Origin of the sequence: Desulfovibrio fairfieldensis, assembly GCF_001553605.1 — a bacterium.
Lineage (GTDB): Bacteria > Desulfobacterota > Desulfovibrionia > Desulfovibrionales > Desulfovibrionaceae > Desulfovibrio > Desulfovibrio fairfieldensis.
Map to the genome: position 1 here is coordinate 400628 of NZ_CP014229.1, position 14891 is coordinate 415518.

Below are 14891 nucleotides of genomic sequence, written 5' to 3' on the forward strand. Positions count from 1 at the left end.
GCCGCCAATGAACGGGCAAATACCGACGTTCAGTGTTTGACCTGGGAATTGCGGAAGTTGATATACGCTTCACGCATGGCGATATAAGGATCCACGGCGGCGTTGTTCAGATCCTCATACAGCGGCAACACGTCGCCCAGCGCGTTGAAACGCAGGGAAAGTTCCGAACTCGTGGCCAGTTCCCAAGGGTAAACGTAGAAAAAGGGATCCGTGAACAGGTCGCCCGCCCGGCCCACGGTGTCGCGCGCGGAACTGGGACCGATAAAAGGCCAGACCACGTAAAAGCCGTGGCCGATACCCCAGCGCCCGAGGGTCTGGCCGAAGTCCTCGCCCGAGGGGTCCACGGGCACAATGGTTTTCTTGCCCTTGGCCACGTCCGCGAAACCCAGGCTGGATGTGGTGTTGATGAAAAAGCGCCCGAACTCCACCCCGGCTTCCAGAAAACGGAACTGAAGGATATTGTTCACGAAACGCATGGGGAACATCACGTTGGAAAAAAAGTTCTTCAGGCCGCTGCGGAGCTGGTGGGGGGTTATGAAGACCCAGGCGTCATACGCGGGTCTGGCGACGTGGAGATAAAAAATGTCGTTGAAGCGGAACCAGAAGCGGTTCCAGGGTTCCAGGGGGTCCGAGATGCTGTCCACCGGGGCCGTATCGTAGTCGTCCAGGCTGTCGGACTGCTGCATCTGGCCGTAGGGATGCACGGTAATGGCCCCCGGCGCCAGGGACGGGCTGTTGGCGTAAACCGTTGAGGGCGCGCGGGGCGGGTCCGCCGGAGCGGCCGAAACGGCCCAAGGACAAGACCAGGCCAGAAGCAGGAGGAAACAGAGGGCCGGGCCGATGCGGCGGCCCGCCGGAAAGGGCAGGCCGCCAAAGCGGAATACGGACGTGTTATTGGGCATGTTGCTGGCGTACTTCCCGCGCTTTGGCCCGCACCCGCTCAATAAGCTGGTCCGGACTCGCGCTGTTCAGAATGTCCTGAAACTGGGTGCGGTAATTCTTTACCAGGCTGATATTTTCGATCAGCACGTCATAGACGCGCCAGCCGCCGTCCTTGGGCAGCATGCGATAGGCCACGGGCACTTTTTTGCCGTCCTTCATGGTGATGACGGTGCGCACTTCCGTGCGGTCGCCCGAAGCCGAGGAGAGCTCGCCCACATAGACGACCTGCTCGCCGTTGTAGCCGTCGATCTTGTTCACATAGGTGCTGATCAGCAGATCCGCGAAGGCGTCGCTGAACTGCTTTTGCTGCTGGGGCGTGAAAGAGCGCCAGCGCGCGCCCACCGTGCGGGAGGAAAATTCTCCGAAATCGAAGATATGCAGCACCTCGTCCTCAATCTGCTGGCGCAGGGGGCCGCGTGTTGCCGGATTGACGTAGTCGGGATTCTTGATGCTGGCGAGAATGCGATTGGTGGCTGTTTCCAGCGCCTGGCGGGCAGGCGAGGAGGGCGCGGGCGCGGCCTGGACCGCGACGGAGAACGCGGCCAAGCCCAGAGCCAGGCCGCAGAACAGAACAAGAACGCGTGAAAACGCGGGTATACGGGGCATATTACACACCTCCGAAGGCGTATTTGCCGATCAGCGTTTCCAGATCCACCGGAGATTCCGTCTCCGTGATGGTGCCGCCGGGCGGGATCGTTTTTTCTGAGCCGCCCCGCGAGAGGCTGACGTATTTGTCGCCGATCAGGCCGCTGGTTTTAATGGAAGCGATGCTGTCGTCGGAAAGATGCAGGTTTTTGTCCAGGCGCAGATGGACCACTGCCTGGGTGCGCAGGGGATCGGGGTCAAGGCTGATGGCCACCACCCGGCCCACGGGCACGCCCGCCAGCTCCACATCCGCGCCCACCCGCAGGCCCGAGGCGGAATCAAAGCGGGCGGAAAGCTCGAAGCCCTGGTTGGCGAAGAATTCCATGCGGCCCAGTTTGATGGCCAGGTAGGCCACACAGATCAGGCCCAGCAGCACAAAGATGCCCACGGCGGTTTCACGGACGCTGTTCATGCGTTTTTCAGACTCCAGACTGCGGCATAACAGAACATGACATTTTTTAGTATATCTGCCCGGCGGCAAAGTTTCAAGCCCGCAGGACGCCGGGCGGTTCAATCAGATCCGTGGTTCAGCGCCTTTCAATGCCGCGACAGCCGCGTCTTCCGCGGGGTGGGGGCGAAGGGGCCGTCATGACGCCAGCCATTTGTCCAGGGCCGCCCGCACCACGGGATCAGCCGGTTGGTGCAGGGTCAGGCGCTGGTCCCCGGCCTCGCGGCTGAGGAATTGCCGCAGATAGGGGTCCGGACTGGCCTCCAGTTCGGCCAGGCTGCCCGCGAATACCGCGCCGCCGTCCCGCAGCACCAGCACGTAGTCGGCAATGGCGCGCAGGCTCGCCAGGTCGTGGCTGACCACCACCAGGGTCATTTCGGCGTACTGCTCGTGCATGGAGCGCAGCAGTTCGTCCATGCGGGCGGCGGTGATCGGGTCCAGGCCGGACGTGGGTTCGTCGCAGAGCAGAATGCGCGGCTCGGCGATGATGGCCCTGGCCAGACCCGCGCGCTTGCGCATGCCGCCGGAAAGCTGGTTGGGGTAAAAGTCGGCGAAGTCCTCCAGGCCCACCATGCGCAGCACGCGCAGGGCCGCCTCGCGGATCAGGGGCCTGGGCAGGCGCAGATGCTCGCTCAGGGGCAGGGCCACGTTCTGGGCCAGGGAGAGCGCGCCCAGCAGCGCGCCGTCCTGGAACAGCACGCCCATCTGGCGGCGCACGCGGCGGAATTCCGCGCGGTTCAGGGCGAAAAGATCCCGGCCGCCCAGATACACGCTGCCGGACAGCGGCCGCGAAAGGCCGATGATATGCCGCAGCAGGGTGGATTTGCCGCCGCCCGAGCCGCCCAGAATGACGGAAACCTTGCCTGCGGGCAGCGCGGCGTTGATGTCGCGCAGCACCACATGCTCGCCGTAGCCCACGCTCAGGTCGCGAAATTCAATGTCCCAAGCCTGCATATTTCCGCCTACAATAAGAATGATGTCAGCACATAGTCCGCGGCCAGGATCAGCACGCAGGAAATGACCACCGCCGAGGTGGTGGCGTTGCCCACGGCCTCGGGGCCGACGCTGTCGCGGCGGCGGTGGGTGTAGTAGCCCTGGTGGCAGCAGACAGTGGTGACCAGCAGGCCGAAAACAAGGGCTTTGACAAAGCCGCCGGATATGTCGGTCATGGTCACGGAACTGGCGATGCGGTAAAAATAGGCGCCCTCGTTGATGCCCAGCATGAGCACGCCGGTGAGATAGCCGCCGAGAATGCCGATGACGTCGAAAATGGCCGTGAGCAGGGGAAAGGAAATCAGCGCGGCCACCAGGCGCGGGCTGACCAGATAGCCCAGGGAGTTGATGTCCATGACGTCCAGGGCGTCGATCTGGTCCGTGATGCGCATGACCCCGATTTCGGCGGCCATGGACGATCCCGCCCGCCCGGTGAGCATGATGGCCGTGAGCACCGGCCCCAGCTCGCGGATCAGGGTCAGGGACACGGCCGAGCCCAGCATGCCCACCGATCCGAACTGGATCAGGGTGTAGTAGCCTTGCAGGCCCAGCACCATGCCGCAGAAGATGCCGATCAGCAGAATCACGAACAGCGATTTGTAGCCGATCACATAGATCTGTTGCAGGCTGCGCGGAAAAATCCTGGCGCTGGTGAAGATCTGGCCCAGCCCGGCCAGCATGAACAGGGTCATGCCGCCCACGGCGTCAATGCCGCGCAGGCAGGGACGGCCCAGAAGACGCAAAAAGCCCGGCTTGGCGCTGTGCCCGTCCACGGTCCGCCTCAGCGTCCGGTCTTCCGGCTCTTGCCGGAAACCGCTTTTTTGGAAGCCAGAATGGGCTTGCCCAGTTTCATACGTTGCAGCTCCTCGCGCAGATTGGCGGCATCCAGCTCCGTGCCGCGCAGATTGACCAGCACCAGCAGCACCTTGCCGCTCTTCTGCTGGCGGCTGCGCAGGCCTTTGCTTTCCAGGCGGGCGCGCAGCTTGTCCGCGTCGGCCTTGTCCTTGAACGCGGCCACCTGAAAACTGTAGTCGAACAGGGGTTCGGCCTGCGCTGCCTTGGGTTGCGCCGCCGGTGCGCGCTGGGCCTGGCGCGGGTCAGCCCGCTGGCCCTGAGGGGGCGAGGACGGCGCGGCGGCCGCTCCCGGCGCGGGCGTGGCCGGGCTGATGCCCCAGGCGGCCAGACCCGCGCCCTGCGGGCGGCTGAACGGAAAGGCTGACCCCTCCTGCGGGGCGGCCTGCGGGGCGGCCTGGGGAGATTGTTGGGCCTGCGTCGCGTGCGCCGCGTCGGCCGGGGAAGCCGGGACTTCGGCCGCGCTCCCCGCCTGTTCCGGCTGTTCCGCCCGCTCCGGCTGAGCCGTCGGCGCGCTCTGCGCGCCTGGGGCGGCCGGGGCTGTTTGCGGCGCGGGCGCGGCGGGTTGCGCCTGCTCATCCCGGAGCATGCCGGTCATCTGCTCCACGCTTTTTTCCGGATTCTGGCCGCGTCCGACCATGAAACCCATGAAAAAGGCCCAGCCCACGGCGGCTACCAGCACCAGACCCAGCGCGGCAACGGCCACACCGGACAGACTGAAGGTAAAGCGGCGGGGCTTGCCGCCGGAAGCGGCGCTTTTCTGAAAACTTTTACGTAGGGGCTGGGGCATGCTTTTACCTGATATGCAACACGATTTGGACGGCATTCATTACATGGCCTCCGGCGCGCTGACGCCCAGCACGTCCAGGCCGTTGCGCAGCACCTGGGCCACGGCGCGCAACAGGGCCAGACGGGCCAGGGTGCGCGGCTGATCGTCGGCGAGCAGCACCTGATGCCTGGCGTAGTAGCTGTGCAGCAGGCCCGCCAGCTCGGTCAGATAGTGGCTCACGTGGTGGACGGCCAGGGCCCGGGCCGCTGCGGCCAGCATATCCTGGAACGCGGCGGCCTTGCGCAGCAGGGCCATGTCTTCGGGCGTGTCCAGGCCGGCCAGCATCTCTTCCGTGACGGTTTCCGGCAGGCCGACGCCGCGCTCTCCGGCGCGGCGCAGCACGGCGCAGATGCGGGCGTGGGCGTACTGCACGTAATAGACCGGGTTGTCCAGGCTGCGCTGCTTGGCCAGCTCCAGATCAAAATCCAGGGGGCTGTCGCTCTTGCGCGAGAGGAACATGAAACGCGCCGCGTCCGCGCCCACTTCGCGCAGCACGTCGGCCAGGGTTTCAAAGGTGCCCGCGCGGGTGGACATGCTCACGGGCTTGCCGTCCCGCAGCAGATTGACCAGCTGGATCAGGACCACGTCGAAACTGTCGCGCGGCCTGCCCATGGCCGTAATGGCCGCGCGCATGCGCGGCACGTAGCCGTGGTGGTCCGCGCCCCAGATGTCGATGAGCCAGTCGTAGCCGCGTTCGAATTTGTCATGGTGGTAGGCGATGTCCGTGGCGAAATAGGTCAGGCTGCCGTCGGACTTTTTCAGCACGCGGTCCTTGTCGTCGCCCAACTGTTCCGTGGCGAACCAGAAGGCGTTTTCCTTCTCATAAGTGTACCCGGACCGGCCCAGGGCGGTAAAGGCCGCGTCCACAGCGCCGCGCTCCACCAGGGTTTTTTCCGAAAACCAGCGCTGGTGCTCCACCCGGAATTCGTTGAGATCCGCCTTGATGCCCGTCAGAATTTCGTTCATGGCCCGCTGGTAACAGCACTCCTGACCCTCGGCTTCGGGCAGGTCCGGCAGATGGGGATCGTCCGCCAGCATCTCGCGCGCGATGTCGATGATGTACTCGCCCCGGTAGTAATCCTCGGGCCAGTCCACCGGACGCCCGGCCAGCTCCAGCACGCGCAGCCAGACCGAAAGGCCCAGCAGGCGCATCTGGCGGCCCGCGTCGTTGATGTAATATTCCGTATCCACGGCATATCCGGCCTTGCGCAGCAGCCGGGCCAGGCTGTCGCCCACGGCCGCGCCCCGGCCGTGTCCCACATGCAGGGGTCCGGTGGGATTGGCCGAGACGTATTCCAGCAGCACCTTGCGGCCCGCGCCCGTGCCGCTCGCGCCGTAGGCTTTGCCCGCAGCCTCCACATCCAGCACCGTGCGCCGCCAGAACGCCTGGCTGAAGGTCACGTTGCAGAAGCCCGGTCCGGCGGCCTCGGCCTTTTCCAGGTCCGGACAGCGCTCCAGCAGCCGCGCCGCGAACTTCTGGGCCAGTTCGCGGGGATTGCACTTGGCTTCCTTGGCCAGCAGCATGGCCGCGTTGGTGGAGAGATCCCCGTGTTTGGGATCGCGCGGGGGCTCAATCACGGTTTTGACCGGCCAGGCCAGTCCTTCTTCTTCCAGAATGGCCGCGAGGGCCGTGCGCAGGGTGTCGGTGGCGCGCATATCTTTTCCGTATCCTTAAAAATATTACAGGCTGAATGCCGTGAGGCTTTCCAGAGTGCTGACCAGTTCCACGCGCAACGCGTCGCTCCCGACGGCGATGCCGTTCAGGCAGGGGGCGACCATCTTGCCCAGTACGGCCTTGGGGCCCAGCTCCAGCCAGAAGCGCGCGCCGTTCGCGTATTGGTTGCGGACGGTTTCAATCCAGCGCACGGGCGAAACCATCTGCCGCAGCAGGCTTTCCCTGGCGCTTTCGCCGTCGTGCACGGCTTTGCCGTGCTGATTGCAGTAAACCGGAAAACGCGGCTTCCGCCAGACGGCCTTGCGCAGCAGGGGGGCCAGCTCTTTATTGGCCTCTTCCATCATGGGGCTGTGGAACGCGCCGCTGACCTTGAGTTCAATGCCGCGCCCCTTGCGCTCCTTGGCCTTTTGGCAGGCCAGGGCCACGGCGGACTTGGCGCCGCTGACAACCAGCTGGGCCGGAGTGTTGTAATTGGCGGTGAGCAGCATTTCGCCGCTTTCGGCGGCGGCCTCGGCCACGATTTCCGCCACGCGCGGCTCATCCAGCTTGAGCAGGGCGGCCATGCCTCCCTTGCCCTCCGGGTCGGCCTCGGCCATCAAGCGGCCGCGCAGGGCCGTGATTTCCAGCACGTTTTCCGGCGAGAGCACGCCCGCCGCCGCCAGGGCGCTGAACTCGCCCAGGCTGTGTCCGGCGGCCCCACAGGGGCTGACGCGCCCGGCCGCTTCCCGCCAGAGATTGCAGTTGACCACGGTCAGGGCCGGTTGCAGGGCGCGGGTGTCGCTCATGGCGGCCTCGTCGCCCTCCCAGTAAATTTCGCGCAGGGGCAGGCCGCTGATGCGCTCGGCCTGCTTCCAGAGGTTCATGGCTTCGGTCGAGGCCTCGGCCAGGTCGCGGCCCATGCCGGACTCCTGCGAGCCCTGGCCGGGAAAAAGCAGAACAGGTTGCGTCATAAGTGCGTTCTCTCCAAAAGGCGTGTGAACTCAAATAGTGCCGGCGTCAACACGACTGAAAACCAGGAGCGGGCCGCGCTTGGCCGCGCCGTCAACCGCTGGTTTTTGCGCCTCTCCGCCCGGCGGCTCCGCCGTCGCGGGCGGCGCAAAACCCGTGAAGCGGGATGCGCATCGGGCTGCCGAATTGCTTTTTTTACGTTATCGGGGCGGGGCTTGCAAGTCCCGCTTGCCGGGGATATGACTGAAAGCCCGGCGCATCCGCCGGAGAATGCGGAGAGAGGATCATGCAAGAGCAGCAGACGGTGGACAGAAAGGAATTGGCCCGGCTCGCGGCGGCCACGGGCGCGGACGTACCCTCGGCGGCTCTGGAGCCGCTGGCCGTCTATCTGGAAATGTTGTGCCGGTGGAACGCGGCCATGAACCTGGTGGGCGCGCGCTCCTGGCAGGACATCCTGGCCCGCCTGGTGGCCGACAGCTTTCATCTGGCGTCCTTTCTGGAGGAACTGCCCCTGCCGGAAGAGCCCTTGAGCTGGGATCTGGGTTCCGGCGCGGGTTTGCCCGGCGTTCCCCTGCGCATGGCCTGGACCAGGGGCGGCTATTATATGGTGGAAGTGCGCGAAAAGCGCGCCCTGTTTCTGTCCAGCGTCCTTGCCCGCCTGCAGTTGTCCGCCACCCATGTATTTCGCGGTTCGGTGGAGCATTTTTTTCAGGGCCAGTATTATCAGGCGGACTGCATTGTGAGCCGGGCCTTCATGCCCTGGCCCGAATTGCTTGAGCTGACCCTGCCCCGGCTGCGGCCCGAGGGAGTGCTGGTCATCCTGGCGCTGACTCCCGCGCCCGAACGTCTGCCCGCGCCCTGGCGGCTGGCGGGCGTGCGCTCCTATGCGGCGGCGGGCAGCGGACGCTGGTTCTGGGCGCTGAGCCCGTCGGGGGACATCTCCGGCGGGACAGGAAAAGCCGTTGAACCCGTATTGGCCGAGCGGACCGAACGGGCCGGGGAAGACGGGCCGTGCCTGGGGTAGGCGCGTCCGGCGCGCGGCAGGACGCGCCTCACTACTGGCTGCGGGGCCTGTTCTGGGGCCTGCTGACCTTGGGCTTGGCTTTCGGCCTGCGCATGATGGAGTGGCCCTGCTGGCAGAATCCGGAATACCGTCTGGGCAGCGAATGGCTGCTGGCAACCCACGACGCCTACCATTGGGTGGCCGCCGCCGAGGGTTTCGGTCTGGGCGTGGGGCATCCCATGGCCGAGATGCTGCGGCTCATGGCCCAAACCCTGCATACCTATCCGGCCGCCGTGGCCTTCTGGTTCCCGGCGGTGCTGGCAAGCCTGGTGGCGGTGATCGTCTTCGCCTGGGTCTGGGCCCTGGGCAGCATGGAGGCGGGCGTGGCCGCCGGGCTGATCACCTCTCTGGCTCCCGGTTTTCTGGCCCGCACCCTGCTGGGCTATTATGATACCGACCTGGTGACCCTGTTTTTTCCGCTCCTGATGACCCTGGCTCCGGCCTGCTGGGCCATGCGCTACATGCTGTTGCCGCGGATGATCCTGCGGCGGCTGGCCCTGGGATCCGGCCTCAAGGCGGCGCAACGCCTCTGGGGCGAGCGCGGCGCGGATGAGGCGCACCTGGAGCGCCTGGGAAATCCCCTGCGCTGGCAGTGGGTGCTCTTGCTGGGCGCGTCGGGCGTCATTTCCTGGTGGACCCAGGAATGGCATTCGGTTTTTCCCTATCTGATCCGTTACAATGTGGTGCTGCTGGCCTTGATGGCCCTGATCATGGCCCCGCGCGGTCGGCGCGGCATTCTGCTGCTGGGCGGGCTGGCTTACGCGCTGCCCACCCTGGGCGGACCGGCGGGCTTCGGTTTCAGCCTGATTCTGCTCCTGGCCGGAAGCAAGGCCGGGCGCGGGCTGCGCCATTTGCTCTGCCGTCCTCTGGTTCTGGTCCTGCTCTGGCTGGGCGCGGCGGTCCTGCTGGTGCAGGGCGAAATCCTGACCACCCTGATCAATCATGCCAACGCCTATCTCAAGCACAGCGGCGACGTGAGGAGCACGGGCGAGGGCATGAGTCTGGTCTATCCCTCGGTGGCCCAGTCCATTATTGAAGTGCAGGATCTGAGCTTCGCGGCGCTCTTCCCCTATTTCCATCCCTGGATGGAAGCCGCCGTCGTTGGCCTGGCCGGTTTTGTCCTGGTGCTTTTCCGGCGGCCCGGCGCGCTTTTTCTGCTGCCCCTGGCGGCCTTGGGCCTGCTGAGCACCAAGCTGGGCGGCCGGATGGTCATGTTCGGCGCGCCGGTGGTGGCCGTGGGCCTGACCCTGCCCCTGTACTGGCTGCTGCAGCGCCTGCTGCGCGCCGATCTGCGCGGGGCCGTGGCGGGCGCGGCGACCTCCTGTATTCTGCTGGCCCTGCTGGTGGCTCCTTTCGCGGATATGATCCAGGCCATCTCCCAGGGGCCCATAATCAACCGCCGCCACGCCGAGGCGCTGACCCGCGCCCGGACCATGACCCCCGAGGACGCCAAGCTCTGGCTCTGGTGGGACTGGGGCTATGCGGCCCACCATTTCGCGCGGCGCTCGACCATCGCGGACGGCGCGCAGCACGCCGGGCCTTCGCTCTACCTGCCCGCCGCGGTCTTTGCCACGGACAACGCGCGCTTCGCCCGGCAGCTGATCCGCTACACAGCCAAGATGGGCAACGAGCCGGGCAACGTCTTTGAAGGCCTGGACGGCCGGGCGGCCCAGGCTCTCATGGACAAGCTGCGCTCGTCGGAGACCCCGCTGGTGGAAGCCAAGGGGCGGCTTTTTGTGGTGGTCAGCTTTGAAATGCTGCGTCTGGGCTTCTGGATCAGCAATTTCGGCAACTGGAATTTCGTGACCCGCCAGGGCGAGGGCGGGGCGCTGTCCATTGTGCCGCAGGCCCTGGCCTACCGCCTGGACACGGGCGAAGTGCGCCTGGAGGGCAGCACCAGCACCATTTACGCTTCGTCCATCAGCGTGTTCGAGGAAACGGGCGTGACCCGCCGCAATTACGTGCAGGAATGGTTCGACGCCCACCCCAAGGCCACGCCCGAGGAGCAGAAGGAATTTCTGTCCGGGCGGCGGAACGTGAACTTCCTCTTTAATCGGGTCACGGACGAAAAACTGGCCGTGGATCAGGGCCTGTACAATTCGCTGATGGTCCAGCTGCTGGTGGGCGACCCGCAGGATCCGCGCTTCTCGCCCTACTTCAAGCTGGTTTACGACAATGTCTTTGCCCGGATTTACGAGGTGCTCTGAGGTCGTCCGGAAACTACTTTCGCGCGGAAGGCGCTTGACGCGGGCAGAGGACGAAAGGACGAGCCGGAAACAGATCCTAGCGCAGGCGGAAGGCGAACGGCAGCAATACCAGGGTTCTCACCGGCCGTCCGTTTTTTTTGCCGGGGATAAAGCGCGTTTTGCGCGCGGCGCCGAGCGCGGCTTCCTCAAAGTAGCCTGACGGTTCGGCGGCATGGACGGCGCATTCCGTCGGGCGGCCCGTGCTGTCCACAATCAGGCGCACGACCACGCGGCCTTCAATCCTTTTCTTTTTGGCGTCCGGAGGATAGTCCGGTTTGACGGGCCGCAGCACGGACGGCAGATGGTCCAGTTGTCCCGGCATGTAAAGCCCGGAACCTCCGCTTCCGCCTGTGCCCGCCCTGCTGGCCGCCGTGTCGTGCCGCGTACCCGTCCCGGCGGAACCTGTCGGCACGGTCGCGGCTTGGCCGCCTGATGCCTGCGGCGTCAACGGCCCGGCGGGAGATGGCATCCGTTCCTGGGAGGGCGCTGTGGGCCTTTTTTTGTTTTTCCCGGCGGCCTTTCCGGGAGAGCGTGTTTTTGCGGGCGCAACCGGGTGCGGCGCATCCGCGCTTTTATGCGTCACTGCGTTTTTACCGGCGGCGGGTTCGGCCGCCGGAGCGGGCGGGGGACCGGGGGCCTGGACAGGTGCGGTGTCCGGCGCGCCGCCTCTTGTGCCACCCGGCAGTCCCGCGCCTGTTCCCGCCGGGCTCATGTCGCCGAGGGCGACCAGAGCAACCCGATAGACCGGTTCTTCTTTCTCCACCTGATATGCGGCGAAGGCCAGAATGCCGCCCAGCAGGCAGAAATGCAGGCAGCAGGAAAGCAGCCAGCCTTTCCAGGCGCGGCCCGGACCGCGCGGCCGGGCGGGCGGGAACGCAAACGCCGCGTTTCGCGTGCCCGGAACCGGCGCGGGTGCCTGATGTCCGTCCCAGACTGGGGGCAGACCGTCCCGGCTGACTTGTGCCGCCTGGATTTCCCCGTGTTTCACACCGTTTTTCCGCGTTTTTTGGGAGAGAGCAGGATGGCGGCCAGCAGAAAAGCGGCGGCAGTCAGCACAATGGCCGCACCGGGCGGCACGGAAAAATGGAAGGAGAACCAGAGCCCCGCCGCCGAAGCCGCCGCGCCCAGCAGGGCCGCCAGAATGAACATGCGGCGCAGGCTGTAGGTCAGTTGCAGGGCCGTGGCCGCCGGAGTGACGATAAGCGAGAAGATCAGCAGGCCGCCGATGGCCTTGAGGGCAAAGGCCACCACCAGCCCCATGAGAATCAGGCTGGCGTAGCGGATTTTACGGACCGGAATGCCGGAGGCCAGCGCCGCCTGTTTCTGGCCGATGATGGCCTGGATTTCTTTGAAAAATACAAAGATGAAGGCAAAGAGCAGCAAGGCCGTGCCGCCCATAAGCGCCAGATCAAGGCGGGTTACGGTGAGCAGGCTGCCCCAGATCAGGCTCAAGCCCTCGGTCCGCGCGCCGGGCAGCAGGCCCAGGGCCAGCATGGCCAGGCTCATGACCACGGAAAAGATCACGCCCATGGCCGTATCCAGACTGAAGCCGGGACGCTCGGCCAGCGGACCCACGGCTGAGGCCGCGCCCAGGCTGGCGGCCAGGCCCCCGGCCAGGGGCGGCAGCCCTAGCCAGAGGCCCAGCAGAGCTCCGGCAAAGGCCGCGTGGGATATGCACATGCCCACAAGGCTCATGCGCCAGAGCACCACAAAGACGCCCATGGCCCCGCACACGCCGCCGCCCAGCAGGGCCATGAGCAGGGCCCGTTGCAGGAATTCATAGCTCAGGAAGGATTCCAAAGCGCCTCCAACAGCAATCAACACTTCAAATGGGCTTAACGGCGAGTAATGCCGCCTCCGGCTGCTCGGGCAAGGATTTGCCTGAACGCCTTGTAAGGTATTTCAAATGTTACGTCGGCCGCATGCTTCGGCTCTCGCGACCGCCAGGGCAATTCGCCTGCTTAACGGTGAATTGCCCTAAAAAAGCGCTGCCTTGCGGCCGTTGCAGTCGGCGATGGCGATGGGCACGCCGTACAGGGAGCTGAGCAGTTCCGGCTGCATGGCGTCCTTGACGTCGCCTTGCCAGATCAGCCGCCCTTCGCGCAGCATGGCGACCTTTCGGGCCAGATTGAAGACCGCGTTGAGGTCATGGGTCACCATAAAGACAGTCAGCGCAAAGTCCCGTCGCAGGGCGGCAACGGCGTTGAGGATATCCCTCTGGGCCTGCCAGTCCAGGGCGGCGGTGGGCTCATCCAGCAAAATCAATTCCGGCTCCTGGGCCAGAGCGCGGGCCAGGGCCGTACGCTGGCGCTCGCCGCCGGACAGGTGGCCGATGGGACGGCCCGCCAGATCGGCCAGCCCCACGGTTTCCAGGGCGTGCATGGCCAGGTCCTTTTCCCTCGGGCCGGGTCGCCTGAACAGGCCGAGGCGGCCGTAGGTGCCGCCCAGCACGGATTCAAAGACCGAGAGCGGCATCTTGGGGTCAAGGTCCGAGGTCTGGAAAACGTGGGCGATTTTCAGACGGACGGCGGGCGCGGTTTTGGGCGTCACCGGCAGACCCGCATACTCCGCGCGGCCTGTGGAGCAGGGTGTCAGGCCGTTGAACAGCCCCAGCAGGGTGGACTTGCCCGCGCCGTTGGGGCCGATCAGAGTCCAGAAGTCGCCGGGCGCGACTTCGAGTGTGATGTCGCGCAGCACACGGCGCGGGCCGAATCTGACGTCCACCCCGATCAGACGGGCCAGAGCGCGGGGCCGGGCGGCGGCTGCCGTGTTACAGCCGGGCGAGCTGTTCCGCATTGGCGCGCAGCAGGCTGAAGTAATCCGGCACGTCCGGGGCGGAGCCGGGGAAATTGGACAGCACGAGATGCGGCACCTTCAGCTCCAGTGCCAGGGGCAGGCCCGCGTCCGCGCCGCTCTGCAGGTTGTCGATCACGCCGCGCACGTTTTTGTCACGCACGTTGTCCAGCAGTCCGGCCAGATCACCGGCGCTGAGGTCTTCGGTCCGGCCGTAGGTCCGCAGCACGTCCAGCCCGGCCCAGCGGGCGAATTCCGCCTGCATTTCAGCGGCCAGCACGGCCTTGCCCCGTACGGGCGCGAGCATGCGCCCGCATGCGGCGGCAGCGCCATCCACCCGCTCCAGGCGTCGGCGCATGCGCTGTTCCACCGCAGGGGCCTGATCCGGGGCAATGTCGATCAGCGCGGCGGCAATGCGGCGCACGGCCTCCTTTTGGTTTTCCGGCACCAGCCAGCTCCCGTGCGGACCCAGCGCCGTCACGCGCAGTCGCCGGTTGTCGATGGCCTCCAGCATGCCCGTGATCTGCGGCATGCGGCTCTGAAAAGTATGGATCAGCAGAAGGTCGGCCTTGGCCGCGAAAACGAAGTCCGAGGTTTTGGCGTTTTCATGGCCGGGACAGCTGGAACCCTGGATAATGGTGAGGATTTCGCTTTCTCCGGCCGTGAGATCTCTGGCGATGTCCTCAATGAGCGACGTACCGGCGATGATTTTCAGTGACCGGGCCTGCGGGGACGCAGCCGTCGCCAGAAAGACGGCCAGGGTCGCGCACAGCAGGAAAACCGGGGAAAGAATGGAAGTGACCCGCATGTCTCACTCCTGTTTGCAAGCGGCAAAATAATAGTGCTCCGCGCTTTCATCCGCCCGCATCTTCGAAAAACCCGCCTGGCTGAAGATTTTCTTCATCCCGTGCGGGCAGGGCAAATGGTCGCCGCATACCGCATGATGCTGATCGTGCAGGTCATTGAGTTTTTCCCGGCCGTCGATGTGCAGGACATAGGCCGCGCCTCCGGGCTTGAGCAGGCGGTAAAATTCACACGCCGCCGCTTCCTTGTCGCTGAAGTGGGGAAAGGCGGAAAAGCAGATCACCGCATCCACATAGCCGTCCAACAGGGGAATGGCTTCCACGCCCGCATGCAGTATCCAGGCGTCGGGATGGCGTTGCGCGGCGCAACGCAGCATGGCCGCCGAGGCGTCCAGGGCGATGAGGCGGCCTTCTCCGCCGACCCGGCGGCGCAGAAAGGGCAGCAGCACCCCCTGGCCGCAACCGGCGTCCAGGACGGTCATGCCCCTGTCCAAATCCACACGCGCCAGCAGGCTCTCCAGACGCCGCAACTTTTTCGGGGAATAGTTGCGATCCTCCCAGCCTTCGGCATGGTCCTCAAAAAAATGCCGCCGCGCGGCGCAGTGTTCTTCGTCCACCATAAATGTTTCCATAAAAGTTCCAGGCTGACGAGGC

The 14891-nt window shown here is 65.5% G+C and carries 15 protein-coding genes; 2 read left to right on the forward strand and 13 right to left on the reverse strand.

What is annotated here, in order from left to right; all coding sequences use genetic code 11:
- Positions 1–29: 29 nt before the first annotated feature.
- The 8 genes from AXF13_RS01695 to AXF13_RS01730 form a co-directional block, all read right to left on the reverse strand.
- The gene (locus AXF13_RS01695) at positions 30–902 is read right to left on the reverse strand and encodes an MlaA family lipoprotein (RefSeq protein WP_223299954.1); all 873 of its coding nucleotides are present in this window, start codon (positions 900–902) and stop codon (positions 30–32) included.
- Complete coding sequence (locus tag AXF13_RS01700) at positions 892–1548, reverse strand: Tgt2/MlaC family protein (protein ID WP_062251408.1); 657 nt, start codon at positions 1546–1548, stop codon at positions 892–894. The genes AXF13_RS01695 and AXF13_RS01700 overlap by 11 nt, the downstream gene beginning before the upstream one ends.
- Before the next feature lies 1 nt (position 1549).
- Entirely contained in the window at positions 1550–1999 is a 450-nt protein-coding gene (mlaD, locus tag AXF13_RS01705) for an outer membrane lipid asymmetry maintenance protein MlaD (RefSeq protein WP_062251409.1), read from the reverse strand.
- Between the two features lie 174 nt (positions 2000–2173).
- The gene (locus AXF13_RS01710) at positions 2174–2989 is read right to left on the reverse strand and encodes an ABC transporter ATP-binding protein (protein ID WP_062251410.1); all 816 of its coding nucleotides are present in this window, start codon (positions 2987–2989) and stop codon (positions 2174–2176) included.
- Positions 2990–2997: 8 nt separating this feature from the next.
- Positions 2998–3801 (reverse strand): MlaE family ABC transporter permease, encoded by an 804-nt coding sequence (locus AXF13_RS01715; RefSeq protein ID WP_008685327.1) that lies wholly within the window; start codon positions 3799–3801, stop codon positions 2998–3000.
- 8 nt (positions 3802–3809) lie between these two features.
- Positions 3810–4670 carry an SPOR domain-containing protein gene (locus AXF13_RS01720; protein ID WP_062251411.1) on the reverse strand — a complete coding sequence of 287 codons (861 nt, stop codon included), beginning with the start codon at positions 4668–4670 and terminating at the stop codon, positions 3810–3812.
- Between the two features lie 39 nt (positions 4671–4709).
- Positions 4710–6365 (reverse strand): arginine--tRNA ligase, encoded by a 1656-nt coding sequence (gene argS, locus AXF13_RS01725; RefSeq protein WP_062251412.1) that lies wholly within the window; start codon positions 6363–6365, stop codon positions 4710–4712.
- Between the two features lie 24 nt (positions 6366–6389).
- Complete coding sequence (locus AXF13_RS01730; RefSeq protein WP_062251413.1) at positions 6390–7334, reverse strand: ACP S-malonyltransferase; 945 nt, start codon at positions 7332–7334, stop codon at positions 6390–6392.
- Positions 7335–7618: 284 nt separating this feature from the next.
- On the opposite strand from AXF13_RS01730, the gene AXF13_RS01735 reads away from it, so the two are divergent.
- Positions 7619–8356 carry a 16S rRNA (guanine(527)-N(7))-methyltransferase RsmG gene (locus AXF13_RS01735; RefSeq protein ID WP_062251414.1) on the forward strand — a complete coding sequence of 246 codons (738 nt, stop codon included), beginning with the start codon at positions 7619–7621 and terminating at the stop codon, positions 8354–8356.
- Positions 8344–10602, forward strand: coding sequence for an STT3 domain-containing protein (locus AXF13_RS01740; RefSeq protein WP_062251415.1), 2259 nt, complete (start codon positions 8344–8346; stop codon positions 10600–10602). Before AXF13_RS01735 ends, AXF13_RS01740 begins: the two co-directional genes overlap by 13 nt.
- Positions 10603–10678: 76 nt before the next feature.
- On the opposite strand, the gene AXF13_RS01745 is transcribed toward AXF13_RS01740, so the two are convergent.
- The 5 genes from AXF13_RS01745 to AXF13_RS01765 all read right to left on the reverse strand — a co-directional run bounded on the left by AXF13_RS01745 (position 10679) and on the right by AXF13_RS01765 (position 14869).
- Positions 10679–11629 carry an energy transducer TonB gene (locus AXF13_RS01745; RefSeq protein WP_062251416.1) on the reverse strand — a complete coding sequence of 317 codons (951 nt, stop codon included), beginning with the start codon at positions 11627–11629 and terminating at the stop codon, positions 10679–10681.
- The gene (locus AXF13_RS01750; protein WP_062251417.1) at positions 11626–12441 is read right to left on the reverse strand and encodes a metal ABC transporter permease; all 816 of its coding nucleotides are present in this window, start codon (positions 12439–12441) and stop codon (positions 11626–11628) included. The genes AXF13_RS01745 and AXF13_RS01750 overlap by 4 nt, the downstream gene beginning before the upstream one ends.
- A 177-nt stretch (positions 12442–12618) precedes the next feature.
- Entirely contained in the window at positions 12619–13437 is an 819-nt protein-coding gene (locus tag AXF13_RS01755) for a metal ABC transporter ATP-binding protein (RefSeq protein WP_062251418.1), read from the reverse strand.
- Positions 13412–14242 (reverse strand): metal ABC transporter substrate-binding protein, encoded by an 831-nt coding sequence (locus tag AXF13_RS01760; protein WP_062251419.1) that lies wholly within the window; start codon positions 14240–14242, stop codon positions 13412–13414. Before AXF13_RS01760 ends, AXF13_RS01755 begins: the two co-directional genes overlap by 26 nt.
- Before the next feature lie 3 nt (positions 14243–14245).
- Positions 14246–14869: a class I SAM-dependent methyltransferase gene (locus AXF13_RS01765; protein WP_062251420.1), complete on the reverse strand. Its 624-nt coding sequence runs from the start codon at positions 14867–14869 to the stop codon at positions 14246–14248.
- Positions 14870–14891 lie beyond the last annotated feature (22 nt).